13 protein-coding genes are annotated in these 12,915 nt (G+C 69.1%); 4 read left to right on the plus strand and 9 right to left on the minus strand.

The window, feature by feature from the left end:
• From ACQPYY_RS25580 to ACQPYY_RS25600, 5 genes are all read right to left on the minus strand, one after another.
• Entirely contained in the window at positions 1-1,005 is a 1,005-nt protein-coding gene (locus ACQPYY_RS25580) for an AurF N-oxygenase family protein (RefSeq protein ID WP_433591276.1), read from the minus strand.
• Positions 1,006-1,181: 176 nt separating this feature from the next.
• Complete coding sequence (locus tag ACQPYY_RS25585; RefSeq protein ID WP_433591277.1) at positions 1,182-2,204, minus strand: Hsp70 family protein; 1,023 nt, start codon at positions 2,202-2,204, stop codon at positions 1,182-1,184.
• 352 nt (positions 2,205-2,556) lie between these two features.
• Positions 2,557-4,377 carry an N-acetylmuramoyl-L-alanine amidase gene (locus tag ACQPYY_RS25590; RefSeq protein ID WP_433591278.1) on the minus strand — a complete coding sequence of 607 codons (1,821 nt, stop codon included), beginning with the start codon at positions 4,375-4,377 and terminating at the stop codon, positions 2,557-2,559.
• Between the two features lie 279 nt (positions 4,378-4,656).
• Positions 4,657-5,115 carry a ubiquinol-cytochrome c reductase iron-sulfur subunit gene (locus ACQPYY_RS25595; RefSeq protein WP_433591279.1) on the minus strand — a complete coding sequence of 153 codons (459 nt, stop codon included), beginning with the start codon at positions 5,113-5,115 and terminating at the stop codon, positions 4,657-4,659.
• Positions 5,116-5,199: 84 nt separating this feature from the next.
• The gene (locus ACQPYY_RS25600; RefSeq protein ID WP_433591280.1) at positions 5,200-5,736 is read right to left on the minus strand and encodes a sigma-70 family RNA polymerase sigma factor; all 537 of its coding nucleotides are present in this window, start codon (positions 5,734-5,736) and stop codon (positions 5,200-5,202) included.
• A 201-nt stretch (positions 5,737-5,937) separates the two neighbouring features.
• Between ACQPYY_RS25600 and ACQPYY_RS25605 the strand changes: the two genes are divergently transcribed.
• From ACQPYY_RS25605 to ACQPYY_RS25615, 3 genes are all read left to right on the plus strand, one after another.
• The gene (locus ACQPYY_RS25605) at positions 5,938-6,318 is read left to right on the plus strand and encodes a hypothetical protein (protein ID WP_379094887.1); all 381 of its coding nucleotides are present in this window, start codon (positions 5,938-5,940) and stop codon (positions 6,316-6,318) included.
• A 77-nt stretch (positions 6,319-6,395) separates the two neighbouring features.
• Positions 6,396-7,145 (plus strand): SDR family oxidoreductase, encoded by a 750-nt coding sequence (locus tag ACQPYY_RS25610; protein WP_379094884.1) that lies wholly within the window; start codon positions 6,396-6,398, stop codon positions 7,143-7,145.
• A 62-nt stretch (positions 7,146-7,207) separates the two neighbouring features.
• Positions 7,208-7,960, plus strand: coding sequence for an alpha/beta fold hydrolase (locus tag ACQPYY_RS25615; RefSeq protein WP_433591281.1), 753 nt, complete (start codon positions 7,208-7,210; stop codon positions 7,958-7,960).
• Positions 7,961-8,017: 57 nt separating this feature from the next.
• On the opposite strand, the gene ACQPYY_RS25620 is transcribed toward ACQPYY_RS25615, so the two are convergent.
• From ACQPYY_RS25620 to ACQPYY_RS25635, 4 genes are all read right to left on the minus strand, one after another.
• Positions 8,018-9,391, minus strand: a complete 1,374-nt coding sequence (locus ACQPYY_RS25620) for a bifunctional lysylphosphatidylglycerol flippase/synthetase MprF (protein ID WP_433591282.1) — start codon at positions 9,389-9,391, stop codon at positions 8,018-8,020.
• Positions 9,392-9,457: 66 nt separating this feature from the next.
• Positions 9,458-10,420: a DUF5996 family protein gene (locus ACQPYY_RS25625; protein WP_433591283.1), complete on the minus strand. Its 963-nt coding sequence runs from the start codon at positions 10,418-10,420 to the stop codon at positions 9,458-9,460.
• Between the two features lie 28 nt (positions 10,421-10,448).
• Positions 10,449-11,105 (minus strand): CE1759 family FMN reductase, encoded by a 657-nt coding sequence (locus ACQPYY_RS25630; protein WP_357278654.1) that lies wholly within the window; start codon positions 11,103-11,105, stop codon positions 10,449-10,451.
• 8 nt (positions 11,106-11,113) lie between these two features.
• Positions 11,114-12,247 (minus strand): LLM class flavin-dependent oxidoreductase, encoded by a 1,134-nt coding sequence (locus ACQPYY_RS25635; RefSeq protein ID WP_433591284.1) that lies wholly within the window; start codon positions 12,245-12,247, stop codon positions 11,114-11,116.
• Between the two features lie 305 nt (positions 12,248-12,552).
• Between ACQPYY_RS25635 and ACQPYY_RS25640 the strand changes: the two genes are divergently transcribed.
• Positions 12,553-12,915, plus strand: a complete 363-nt coding sequence (locus tag ACQPYY_RS25640; RefSeq protein WP_433591285.1) for a hypothetical protein — start codon at positions 12,553-12,555, stop codon at positions 12,913-12,915.

The raw sequence follows: 12,915 nt of genomic DNA on the forward strand, positions 1-12,915 counted from the left end.
CTACGCGACCTTGCCGGAGCGGATGGGCTCCGAGCGGTAGCGCGACGCCGGGCCGGAGATGCCGAGCAGCTTCCAGACCCGCTTGGAGATCGGGTTCATCAGACCGATCTCGTCGGCGAGGGCGCGCACATCGATGAAGTAGTCGGCGAAGACCCGCTTGGCCTCCTTGGAGCCGTAGAACAGCTCCTTGCGGACGTTCTCCGGGATGTCGAACTCCTGGAAGAACTTCTTCGGCGGGGTCGCGATGGACCGGCCCAGGATGAACATGATGACGGGCATGGCGATCGAGAGGATGAAGCGCTCGGCCGCGTTGCGCTCCGGCACGTGGTGCTTGAGGAACTCGTGCGCGAAGGAGATGTGGCGGGCTTCCTCGGCGACGTGGATGCTCATCACGCCGCGCATGATCGGGTGGACTTCCTCGCCCGAGCGCAGGATCTGCTTCTGGATGTGGTCGATCGGCTCCTCGCCGGCGAGCACGGCCATGAAGAACAGGTTCGGGAAGGCGACCGCGACGGGCACGCCGAGCAGGCGCAGCTGGCGGACGAGCGGGCCCATGCCCGGAACGTCCACGCCGATGCGGTTCACCATCTCCTGGAACATCAGGGTGTGGTTGAGTTCCTCGGCCATCTCGTGGGTGCAGTAGCGGAATTCCGCGTCACCGTTGGGCAGCGAGAAGGTGTGGTTGACCATGCCGCTGATCAAGATGGACTCGAACTGCAGGCCGACCTTGGCGATATTGGCCTGGCGGTACTTGCCGACCGCGATCTGCTGCTCCACCGTCAGCGACTGGTACCAGTCGTGGCGGCCCAGCGGGTCCGCGGACTCCGGCAGGATCCAGCGCTCGGGGCGGGCGTTGGAATCGAAGTCCGGGTTGTCCCAGTCGATGTCCTCGTAGGGGTCGAAGTGCTTGTTCACCGACCCTTCCGAGAGCAGCAGCAGCTTGTTGGCGTACTCCTGAGCTTCGGCAACCACGGGGTCGTCAAGGGGGGTCGTGGTCGGAGACATCGTCGTCACCTCTCCAGTCAGTGGCGTTATGTGTACCCAATAGTTACACCAAACTGGAGAGGCGTCAACAACAGTTCGCAAGATGCTTGCACGAGTTAGCACGCCTGCACACGCGGTACCCGGACGAACTCGCGAGTAGCAGGACAAATGATCACTTCAGAGCGCCGCGGACCCCGTCAGAGCGCGGCCACCCGCGTGACACGCCGGAAGAGTCCGGTCAGCGGATGATGGCGATGGCTGGCCGACTCCTGGGCCAGCAACCTCTGACGCGCAGCGATGGCCGCGCCGTCGGCGATGGTCCGTTCCGGGTCGGAGGACACGACCACGGGACGGGCCAGCTCCTTGGCCAGCACCTGGGCCACCTCGGGCGGTCGCGCGGCCCCGCCGACCACCAGGATCCGATCCACATCGGCCATGGTGACGTCCGCGATCCGGAGGCACTTGTAGACCAGGGCGAGCGATCGGCGAATGTGGCCGGCGCGCAGTTCCCCGGAGTCCGCGTCCGACAGCCCGCGCGGCACCACCGGCGAGCCCGCGGTGCGCCGCAGTGTGCGCCCCACCAGGTCGCCGAAGGCCCGGCCGCCGTAGTCGGCCGAGTGCAGCGGCATGCCGACGATCGGGTTGCTGGGCGCGCCCATGCCGACGCGCAGCAGCGTGACGTCCAGCCCCGCCCCGCCGAGGTCGTAGACCAGCGCCAATCCCGGTGTGAGCGGCCCGCGCTCGGCGGCCAGCCAGGACGCGGCCGCGATCGGCTCGGCCACCAGGGCGGCCCGGTCCAGGCCCACCCCGTCCAGGGCGGTGCGCAGTTCGGCGATCAGAGGGGCGGAGTAACCGGCCGGATGGGTCACCGCGATACCGGTCTGCCCGTGGTCCAGCGCCCCCGCCGGGGGTTTGCCCAGCACCTCCGCGACCACGCTGTAGGCCACGGTGGCCACCAGATCCGCGGCCGAGAGCGCCCGGTGCCCGACCCGCGCCATCGGCGCGCCGCGCTGGCCGAGATCGGCGAAGTCCGTGATGACGCGGCCGTGCCGGGGAATGCGACCGACGCGGGCGGTCCCGGAACTGTCGAAGGTGAGGGTGGTGCGCCACGTGGCCGGAGGAATGCCTCGACGGCCGGGCGGCAGCTTTCCGGTTCGATCGGCCGCCGTGGAACAGACCGTGTTGACCGTGCCGATACTCAGCCCCACACCGAACGCCATGATCCACCTCGTTCGACGAGTCCATCGGGCCGAGCCTTCGCACCGGCCGTCGAACTCGACTCGAATTCATGCAACTCCTGCGCCGGATGCTTGCCAACCACCGGACACGCGATTGTCCGCACGTGCGCCGCTGACCGGCGACAACCATGTTGTCCAGGCAGGCGATCACGAAAACCCGCCGCGCACATTCCAATCGCGAGATGTTTGCCCGAACTCACCCATTCGCCGGAAACGCGGCAGCCGAGGCCACCCGGTACGCCTGGTCTCCGTACCCACGAGGATCGCCACCCACGAGAATCGCCCCCGCACCGGAGAATCCGGAGCGAGGGCGAATCCGCGTCGATCTGTTCGACTACTTGGTGGTCGAGCTGAACAGCGTATTGCTGAGCACCGAGACCACGCTGTAGGCCAGGTTGATCAGGTCCGCACCCAGACCCGAGTCACCGGTGAGCATCTTGGCCAGCGGGCCGAAGAACTTCACCGCCATCTGCACCAGCGAGCTCAGGCCCCCCGCGCCCAGACTGTCGGACTTGGAGTTCTTGTCGGTGCCGGGAGCCTGCGCGCCCGGGGTCGACTGCGTCCCGAGGCCGCCCGGCGCCGCCGAATTCCCCTGACCGCCAGGGGTGCTCGGCGATTGCCGCACCGGTGCGCGCAGATCCGCGATCGCCCGCACCGCCGGGGTGGCGGGCTTGGTCTGCGCGGCCGGCGGCTGAGTTCCGTTCTGCGGCTGGGTGGTTCCCGGCTGCGGCACGGTCCGCTGCTGGATACCCGGCTGCGGCGGAGTCTGCGCGTGCTGCCAGTTGTTCAGGAACTGATCGGCGAGCTGCTGGAAGACCTGGAGCCCCTCCTCGAGCACCGCCTCTCCCGGCTGCTGTCCCGGATTCTGTTGCGCCGGAGCGGTACCGGGCGTCCCGGGGTTCTGCGCCGGGAGTGCCGGAGCCTGTCCGGGCTGGGCCTGGCTCGTCCCCGGCTGGGCCTGACTCGTCCCCGGCTGGGCCTGACTCGTCCCCGGCTGGGCCTGACTCGTCCCCGGCTGAGCCTGGCTCGTCCCCGGAGTCGCCGGAGTCGCCGGAGCCGCCGGAGCCGTCGAGTGCGGAGCCTTCGCCGGAATGATGAATGCCGGAACCTGCGGCACTACCGCCACGGGAGCCTGCGGCGCAACGGCTTCGGGAGTCGGCTCCGGGACCGCTGCCGGGGCCTGTGGAGCCACGGCCTCGGGCACGACGGCCGGAGCCTGCGGGACAGTGGCCTCGGGAACCGGAACCGCGGTCTGCGGGACCAGCGACGTCTCGGGAGCCGGAGCCTGCGCCGGAAGCTGTTGCGCCGACTGGGTTCCCGGCTCGGCAGCCCGCTCCGCCGGCTTGTCGGTGGCTGCGGGCACCGGCACGCCGAGCAGATAGGACGCGATCCCGGTGGTGATGGTGACCGCGTGCTTGAGCTGTCCCTCCGGGGTTTCCAGCTGCTGGGCGTCCTCGGCGTTGGCGCCGTTGCCCATTTCGAGGAAGACGTCCGGCACCAGGGTCAGCGCGGGACCCGCGACGTCGGAACGGGTTTGGAGTCCCTCGGCGGCGCCGTTGTAGGTGGCGGCCTGATACCCGCTCTGCAGGTAGGTGTCGCGCATGGCCTTGCTGGCGGCCAGGCCCGCACCGGACTGCACCTCGTTGACCTTGGCGTCGGGGACCGGCAGCTGCGGCACGATGAGATGGAAGCCCTTGCCGTCGGCGGGCCCGCTGTCGGCGTGGATGCTGACGGCGACGTCCGCGCCGGAGTCGTTGGCGGCCTTGGCCCGGTCGTCGATGCAGCCGCCCCAGCCGGTGTCGTCCGGGCGGCTCATGACCACGTGCGCGCCCAGGCCCTCGAGCGAGGTGCGGACCAGCTGCGCGACGTTCCAGGTGATGGTGTGCTCGGCGATGCCGTGCAGCGTGGTCATGCCGGTGGTCTGGCACGCCTTGGTGCCGCCGCGACCGTCACTGACCTGTTTGTTGGTGTCCTGACTGTGATTGGGCCCCTGATGGCCCGGGTCCAGGAAGATGGTCTTCCCGGCCAGCTTCTGGGGTAGTTCGGGCAGCGCCGGCGCGGCCAGCGCGGCGACCGGGACTATCCCGGCCACGGTGGTGATGGCCGCCGCGGTGACGACCGTGCAAATTCCGGACTTGGTGATGCTTCGTTTCATAAGCGGCGGCGCTCGGGCGGAGCGCCCCTCCCTTCCCACTAGTAACACCAGACCCAGCAGTTCACTCTTGCAACACCAGTTACTACCTGGCAAGCGTCGTGACGGAACCGTTACCAGTGGTCAAACGACCGAAATGCCCTGATCCGGAGCACTACCGGGCGCAATGGCAAGCGACCACAGCGCCAACTATCCCCCACCCCGCGTGTCCCGCCCGGACGACGCGCCTGAGCGGCTCGACGCAACCCCTCGGCGTCGAACCGCATGGACGGAAACGGCTGATCAGGCCGAGACGATCTGGTCCCCGTCGACCCGAATGCCGCGGGCGTCCAGCGCCCGCGGCGCGGGCCCGCTCGCGACCGATCCGTCCAGATTGAAGGTGCTGCCGTGGCACGGGCATCGGATCAGGCCGCCGGACACCGAATTCACGTTGCAGCCCAGGTGCGTACAGACCGACGAGAAGCCCAGGAACGACCCCGCGGACGGCTGGGTGATGACGGTGCCGCCGGTGATCAGACCCCCGCCGACCGGCACGTCGGAGGTATTGGCCAGTACGTCCAGCTTCTTCGCGGGTCTCGCATCCGGCCCGCCCGGCTCGGCTTTGGGCGCCGCGGAGGCGGGCCCGTCGGATGTGGTTCCGCAGCCCACCACGGCGAGCGCGGTGGCGGCGACGGCGGTGGTGGCCAGCGCGGTGCGGCGGTCCAGGCGGAATCCGCCGGGGCCGGCGGTGGTGTCGGTCATCGGAAACTCCTCGCTCGGGGCCGGACCGATGCGATTCGGCCGCTGCTTGTTCGACGTATGGGAGGGGTCGGTTGGTTCACCGGCTCACGCGCTGAGCGGTACGCGCCGCAGGGATCGCAGCGCGTAGTGCACCCGGGTCTTCACGGTGCCGACCGGAATGCCCAGGTCGGCGGCCACATCCTGGTAGGCGCGGTCGCACAGGATGACCTGGACGACGGCGTCGCGCTGCGGGGCGGGCAGCTGCGCGAGCAGGTCGGCGACCAGCAGGCCGTCGGTCAGGGCTTCGCTGAAGTCGGGCCGGGCGCATCGGTTCTCGGCCTGTTCGCCGATCTCGTCCCAGCAGGTGTCACCGGGGCGCGCGGCTCGGAAGCGGGCGATGTCGGTGAGCACGTTGCGCTCGATGGTCAGTAGCCAGGTGCGCACGCTGCCCCGGTCGGGGTCATAGCTGGCGCAGGCCCGCCACGCCCGCAGCAGGGTCTCCTGCACGGCGTGTTCGGCCAGACCCGGATCGCCGAGGCGACTCATCGCCCGCCAGTGCAGCAGGCCGCGATCGGCGGCGAGGACAGCCGCCAGTCCGGAGTCGGTACACAGCCGGGCGCACTGTCCGGCGCATCCGGTCATGACCGGGCGAAGTCTTCCCATGACTGAATATCGCGCTGGAGGCCGAAAGAGCATCGCATGTTTGTGAATTCCCCGAAATCGCCCGATTTCCCGAAAACAGACCGGAATTTCTGATAAACCCCTCCCGGGAGATGCGGGGATCGCCCGAACACCGTACGACGGGAACCGTGCGGTGCAGTGAACTGCTCAGGGAGGAACATCGTGCGTGCAGGCGCGCTCGTAGCGACGGGAGCATTCGCTTCCGCGCTGACAATGGCGGCGTCGGGAATTGCGGCGGCCGAACCGGCCACCGATATCACCGTCGACGGCACCTATTTGGTCAATGTGGATATCAAGCCGGGCACCTATATCGGCGACGGGACGATGGACCCGGCCCCCGCGGGCTGCTTCTGGCGGCGGCTGTGGAAGGTCCAGACCCCCGAGGACTACGCGGACCCGAACTTCTACATCATCGCCAGCGACTTCACCCGGCTGCGGTCGATCACGGTGGAGATCAAGGCGACCGACGTGGCCTTCTCGACGCAGAACTGCGGGGCCTGGCACCTGACGCCCGCACGGCCCAACACCGGGTCGTTCGGATAGTCGGGCCCGCGCTCGTGCCAGGTATCGGCTCGTCCCGGTACCCCGCACGGGCGCGGCCGGATCACTAGGGTGAGCGCATGACCAGGCAGAGGATTCTCATCACCGGCGCGAGCTCCGGACTCGGCGCGGGGATGGCCCGCGCGTTCGCGAGCCGCGGGCGCGATCTGGCGCTGTGCGCCCGGCGGGTCTCGAATCTGGAGGCGCTGCGCGCGGAGCTGCTGGCCGCGCACCCGGGCATCACGGTCGCGGTGCGCGGCCTGGACGTGGACGACCACGCGGCCGTCCCGAAGGTGTTCGAGGAGTTGCGCGAGGAGCTCGGCGGGCTGGACCGGATCATCGTCAATGCCGGGATCGGCAAGGGCGCGCGCCTGGGCACCGGCCGCGCCGACGCCAATCTGGCCACCGCCACCACGAACTTCGTGAGCGCCCTGGCCCAGGCCGAGGCCGCCATGGGTATCTTCCGCCGCGAGCACGCCGGTCACCTGGTGCTCATCTCATCGATGAGCGCGGTGCGCGGGCTGCCCGGCAAGAAGGCGGCCTACGCGGCCAGCAAGGCGGGCGTGACCGCGCTGGGCGAGGGGCTGGCCATCGAGCTGCGCGGCACCCCGATCAAGGTCACCACGGTGCAGCCGGGATTCATCGCCACCGACATGTCCGCCAAGGCCGGGGACGCGAAACTGGTTGTGCCGCTGGAGAAGGGCGTGCGATCGATGGTCGCCGCCATCGAGCGCGAGACCGTGCGCGCCTCGGTCCCCGAATGGCCGTGGCGGGTGCTGGGTCTGGTGATGCCGGTGCTGCCGCGCGCGATCATGGCCCGGATGGGCTGACGCCGGGTTCCTGGCCGGGAATGCCGATCGAAGGTCGTGACCCGGCCGCTAGCATCGCGGCCATGGCGAAATTCACCACCTGGGACGGGCTCGAACTCAACTACCGCGTGTGGGAGGGCGAGGGCGTCCCGGTGGTGTTGCAGCACGGCATCGTCGCCGATACCAATGCCAACTGGATGAGCCTGGGCGTGGTCGCGGCGCTGGAACAGGCGGGCCACCACGTGATCTCGCTGGACGCGCGCGGCCACGGGCGCTCGGACAAGCCGCACGACCCGGCCCGCTACTCGTGGCAGGCCATGGCCGACGATATGCGCGCGCTGTTCGACCACCTGGGCCTGGATCGGGTCGCGGTGGTCGGCTACTCGATGGGCGGGATCATCTCGCTGCTGGTGGCGAGCGCCGACGAGCGGGTGGAGCGGCTCGCGATCGGCGGTATCGGGTCGGGCGTGGTGGATTGCGGCGGCATCGACTGGCGGGTGATCGCGGCGCAGGACATCGTGTCCGCCATGTCCGGCGACGCCACGGCGGTCACGGGGCTGCCCAGCATGTTCCGCCTGCTGGCCGACGCGCTGGGCGCGGACCGCGAGGCCATCGCCGCCGTGGCGACCGCCCTGAACGAGGCCCCGATCGAATCCCTCATCGGCATCACCGTTCCGGCCCTGGTGCTGGCGGGCGACGCCGACCCGCTGGCCGCCGAACCCGAACGCCTGGCCGCCGCCCTTCCCCACGCGGAGTGCGTGGTGGTCAAGGGCGACCACCTCGCCGCCGTCGCCGACCCGGCGTTCTCGAAGGCCCTGGTCGACTTCCTGAGCTGACAACGGCCGCGGGCTTATGGGGTTTCAGGGGTTCCCTCGCGCGTCCCCGAGAGTTGGTCAGTGCTGCCTGCGGTGCGGCACGAACTCCAGGGAGAGCAGTGCCAGCGCCGCGATCAGCACCTCACGCCACCGGATCAGCACGTACCGCTGATCGCCGAAAGCGTTGAACTTGCGCAGGAATCGGTACAGCGATTCCAGCCGGATCAGCGGATCCCCCAGGCGCACCGCGAGATACACCGCCTGCATGGTCCGCGACCGGTGCTTCTCGGCGAAGATCTCCGGAAACGCCGCGAACGCCAGCGAGATTCGCTTGATCCCATGGTCGCGCGCGTAGTCCACCAGGTCCACGATCATGCGTTCGTCGAGTCCGTTGGGTGCGTCGCGCCGCCGCCACGGCACGTCCAGGCTGAGGTCTTGGCCGTTGCCGGAGGTCCCGTAGCGCTGGAACCCGACCACCTGTCCGTCGGCGTCGCGGGCCATCACCACCAGCATGCCGGGGTGCCGTCCGTCGAGCAGGTGGTCGAGGATCATGGAGAAGCCACGCGTCTGCCTCCCGGTCCCCCATTCGTCGACGATGGACAGCAGGGTTCGGCGCTGCGGTTCGGTGAGCGCGACCTCGGGCAGGATCTCGGTCGTCACGCCGTAGTTCTTGGTGCGGCTCACGGCCTGGCGCAGATTGCGGAACTTACGACCCACCAGGTCGTAGCGGTCGACGTCGATGACCACGTCGCGGCCCACGGAGATGGCGCGCAGCCCGCGGTGGTCGACGGCCCGCCGCTGCCACAGCTCACTGACCTCGGGACTCGCCCCGAGCACCGCGATGCGCCAGCCGTGGCTGCCCGCGAACAGCGAGAACTCGGTGAGCAGGTCCGGGAACCGCGCGGGGTCGCCGAGCGGGTCGCCGGAGACGACGGCGATGCCGAGCCGGGCCCGGTAGGCCAGCGCCGCGGAGCCCCCGTCGCCGAAGAAGTAGGTCTTGGACGAGTGCAGCGCGAACGGCGCGAGCGGATCCCCTGAGCTGCGCCGAACCAGTTCCGCCACCCGGGGCAGCTGTTCGGGTTGCGGCTTGCTGCCCTGTGGCAGCACCAGGATCGCGCCGCTGACCGAGAGGAACGCGAATCCGACCCCGGGATGCTCGGTGCGGTAGGCGAAGTTGGAGACGACCAGGGTCATGGCCGCGCCGGTGAGGTGGGGCAGCGTGATGGGCCGGCGCAGGTAGAGCCCGCGCGCCACGAACAGCCCGGCGACCGAGACGGCGATGAACCAGCCGTGGTCGTCGCCTTCGCGGGAGGCGCGTTCGGCGGCCCAGACGAGGATGACGCTGCCCAGGACCAGGGCGCCCATCAGCCCGACGCGGGTGCTGGGCCCGGCGACGAAGGTGGTTTCCCGGTATGCGGTCAGCGTCGGATTCGGTACGCGTTCCTCACGCATCTGGACCCCTTTTCTCCCGCGTCTCCCACTCGACACTATGTGTGAGAGACGGTTCGAGGCATCGGGTTATTCCGGCCAGCCCAGTCGCGGCGTGGTGAGCACTGGATCGGTGATGCCATTGTGGCAGGCCAAACCGTCAGAGTCCCAGCCCGCGAGACTCGATCCGGACTCATATGCGGATTGGAAGAAATCCAGCGCGGTGGCGACGGGGTCGGCCGTGGCGCGGACGTCGTCGTAGGACAGGTAGGCGCTGTGCCCGGAACCGGACGCCACCCAGCGGGCCTGTTCGGGTCGTAGTGGTTTGTCGCTGAGCCCGGTGGGTTCGGGCGCGGTGTAGGAGTAGAAGGTGGGGGCCGGGACCTTGTCGTCGCCGAACCAGAATCCGGCGCTGATCACCTCGCGAGAGTAGGCCTCCCGGGTGACCAGGTCGACGGAGTCGGGCATGGGGATCTTGCGGTCGGAGAAGCGCTGCACGGCCAGATCGAAGGTGTGCCAGAAGATCTGGACGGGGCTGATCTTGCCGGAGTAGGTGGCGCTGAACTGTTCCAGGATGCGTCCGACCTGGCTCTGCACGTGGAAGGCGCGTTGCGCGGCGGCGGGGTTGTAGGTGTGGTGTTGCTCGTCCTCGTCGAAGGGCCGCCCGTGGTCGGGCAGGTCGAAGGGGGTCGGGTGGGCGAGCGCCACCTCGACGCCGAGGTTGCGCAGCGCGTTCATGGTCTCGATGTAGAAACTGGCCACCGATTGCCCCGTGAGCGGCACCTCCTCCTCGGTGCCGCGGTCGTTGCAGACCCGCAGCACGTGGTCGAAGAAGTCGAACGAGCAGGTGAAGACGGGGCCTTCGGTGGCGGTACCGAGCGGCACGGTGGTCCAGCCGCGCGCGGTGAGCCGGTAGGTCATGTGCCACCAGTGGTTGCGCCTGATCCCCTTGGCCAGGGCCACTTTGCCCACGATCTGGGCGTAACGGTGCAGGGTTTCCTTGGTGGGCCGCCATGAGTCGAGCGGGATGGCGGGAAGTATGTCCTGAGCCATCCGCTCATGCTACTCAGCTATCAATGCGTTACCGCCCGTCGCCGGTGTGCCCGGCGAGCAGTTCGGCGAACGGCCGGACCGCGCCGACGCCATTGCCGGAGTTGCGGTGCCGGACCGGCTCGTCCTGCAGGAAGCCCTGCACCGCGGTGGGTGCGGCGACGATCTGCTGGGCGAGTTCGGACGCCGCCCGGTGCACGCGTTCGGTGAGTCCGGTGGAGCCGAAGTCCTCGGTGGCGGCGAACACGCCGGTGGGGACGACCACCGCCCGCAGGTAGGTGAACAGCGGCCGCAGCGCGTGATCGAGCACCAGCGAATGCCGGGCGGTGCCCGCGGTGGCGGCGATCAGCACGGGCATGCCGTTGAGCGAGTCGGTGTCCAGGACATCGATGAACATCTTGAACAGCCCGCTGTAGCTGGCCGTGAACACCGGGGTCACCGCGATGATCCCGTCGGCGTCGGAGACCCGCTGCCGGGCCGCGGCCACGGCGGGCGTGGGCAGCCCGCCGGTGGTCAGGGTGGTGGCGAGATCGCCTGCCAGTTCACGCAGTTCGATCACCTCGACGTCGAGGCTCTCCCCGCGCCCGCCCACCGCCGCGGAGACCGCGGCGGCGAGCTGATCGGCGAGCAGCCGGGTGGAGGAGGGCTGCGAGAGCCCGGCGGTCAGGACTACCAGTGTGCGACTCATGCTCGGCCTCAGTTCTTTTCGGCGAGCACGCGCTCGCGGGCGGGCTCGACCAGGTGGTGCGGGGCGTCGGGGCCGGCGGCGACCAGCGACGCGTGGGTGGGCGGATCGCTGGGCACGCGGGCGGGGCGGCGGGCCTCGAACTCCTTGCGCAGCACCGGGACCACCTCCTTGCCGAGGATCTCGATCTGCTGCAGCACCATGTCCAGCGGCAGGCCGGCGTGGTCCATCAGGAACAGCTGGCGCTGGTAGTCGCCGACATTGTCGGCGAAGCCCAGGGTGCGTTCGATGACCTGTTCGGGGGTGCCGACGGTGAGCGGGGTCAGTTCGGTGAAGTCCTCCAGCGACGGGCCGTGTCCGTAGACGGGCGCGTTGTCGAAGTAGGGCCGGAAGATCTTCTTGGCCTCGGCCTCGGTCTCGGCCATGAACACCTGGCCGCCGAGTCCGACGATGGCCTGTTCGGCCGCGCCGTGCCCGTAGTGCTCGAAGCGGCGGCGGTACAGGGTCACCATCTGCTTGGTGTGCTGCATGTCCCAGAAGATGTTGTTGTGGAAGAAGCCGTCACCGTAATAGGCGGCCTGCTCGGCGATCTCGGGCGAGCGGATGGAGCCGTGCCACACGAACGGCGGGGTGCCGTCCAGCGGGGCGGGCGTGGAGGTGTAGCCCTGCAGCGGGGTGCGGAACTTGCCTTCCCAGTCCACGCGCTGTTCGCGCCACAGGCGGCGCAGCAGGTGGTAGTTCTCGATGGCCAGCGGCACCCCGTCGCGGATGTCCTTGCCGAACCACGGGTAGACGGGTCCGGTGTTGCCGCGGCCCATCATGAGGTCGACGCGGCCGCCGGCCAGGTGCTGCAGCATGGCGAAGTCCTCGGCGATCTTCACCGGATCATTGGTGGTGATCAGGGTGGTCGCGGTGGACAGCACCAGCTTGTCGGTCTTGGCGGCGACATAGCCGAGCATGGTGGTCGGCGAGGAGGGCACGAAGGGCGGGTTGTGGTGCTCGCCGGTGGCGAACACGTCGAGTCCGACCTCCTCCGCCTTGAGGGCGATGGAGACCATGGCCTGGATGCGCTCGGCCTCGCTGGGCGTCCGGCCGGTGGTGGGGTCCATCGTCACGTCGCCGACGCTGAAAATTCCGAACTGCACGGGTCCTCCTCGGGTCGCGTCCACATTTGGTGGATATGGCAACCACTTGAACATAGCGGGTCGGGAGGGTATTCCTGAGCGGGACAGGGGCGTGATTCGCGCCACTGCCGCCAATGCGCCACCACACCCGCCACGGGTCCCGAATTCGGGCGGCACCTGCTTCGTTCCGGAACCGAGGACTGACCAGTACCCGCAATCCACTTGCGGGTACAGCGAAACACTCAGTAGTGCAAGATCTTTCGAAGTATCCTGAACATTCCCCGCGCAACGCCGGAGATCTCGAGCATGGACAGGGGGTAGATCCAATGGCGGACAACTCCGTCGGTGCGGCATACGCTGTCGTCGTCACCGCGGTCGCCGATCCGATGCAGGTGGAGGGCCTGGAATGGGATCGTGCGGTGGAATTTCTGCCCAGTATCGATTCGCACATCCTGAAGTCGTGGGTGCGAGATCAGGAGACCGGGCCCGACCCGCGCCGCGGCGTGGTCATCCCCGGCCCCCAGCGCCGCGTCGGCCAGCGACATCCGTACCGGGAGGTGTGCGTCCCGTCGGCCGAATACCAGCTCTTCAGCGCCGCGGTTCGCAGCAACCGCCGCCGCGCCACCGCCTGCGCCGAGGAGGAAGGCCGCCGGCGAACCCGCGTCCTGTCCACCGCCAACTGCGGCTGA

This window comes from Nocardia sp. CA-145437 (assembly GCF_050956485.1).
GTDB lineage: Bacteria > Actinomycetota > Actinomycetes > Mycobacteriales > Mycobacteriaceae > Nocardia.

Bases quoted from the DNA above. Each gene is read 5' to 3' on its own strand.
- ACQPYY_RS25610 (WP_379094884.1), top strand. From the start codon at position 6,396: ATGACCAGGCAGAGGATTCTCATCACCGGCGCGAGCTCCGGACTCGGC.
- ACQPYY_RS25615 (WP_433591281.1), top strand. From the start codon at position 7,208: ATGGCGAAATTCACCACCTGGGACGGGCTCGAACTCAACTACCGCGTG.
- ACQPYY_RS25585 (WP_433591277.1), bottom strand. From the start codon at position 2,204: ATGGCGTTCGGTGTGGGGCTGAGTATCGGCACGGTCAACACGGTCTGT.
- ACQPYY_RS25625 (WP_433591283.1), bottom strand. From the start codon at position 10,420: ATGGCTCAGGACATACTTCCCGCCATCCCGCTCGACTCATGGCGGCCC.
- ACQPYY_RS25580 (WP_433591276.1), bottom strand. From the start codon at position 1,005: ATGTCTCCGACCACGACCCCCCTTGACGACCCCGTGGTTGCCGAAGCT.
- ACQPYY_RS25630 (WP_357278654.1), bottom strand. From the start codon at position 11,105: ATGAGTCGCACACTGGTAGTCCTGACCGCCGGGCTCTCGCAGCCCTCC.
- ACQPYY_RS25595 (WP_433591279.1), bottom strand. From the start codon at position 5,115: ATGACCGACACCACCGCCGGCCCCGGCGGATTCCGCCTGGACCGCCGC.
- ACQPYY_RS25620 (WP_433591282.1), bottom strand. From the start codon at position 9,391: ATGCGTGAGGAACGCGTACCGAATCCGACGCTGACCGCATACCGGGAA.
- ACQPYY_RS25590 (WP_433591278.1), bottom strand. From the start codon at position 4,377: ATGAAACGAAGCATCACCAAGTCCGGAATTTGCACGGTCGTCACCGCG.
- ACQPYY_RS25640 (WP_433591285.1), top strand. From the start codon at position 12,553: ATGGCGGACAACTCCGTCGGTGCGGCATACGCTGTCGTCGTCACCGCG.
- ACQPYY_RS25600 (WP_433591280.1), bottom strand. From the start codon at position 5,736: ATGACCGGATGCGCCGGACAGTGCGCCCGGCTGTGTACCGACTCCGGA.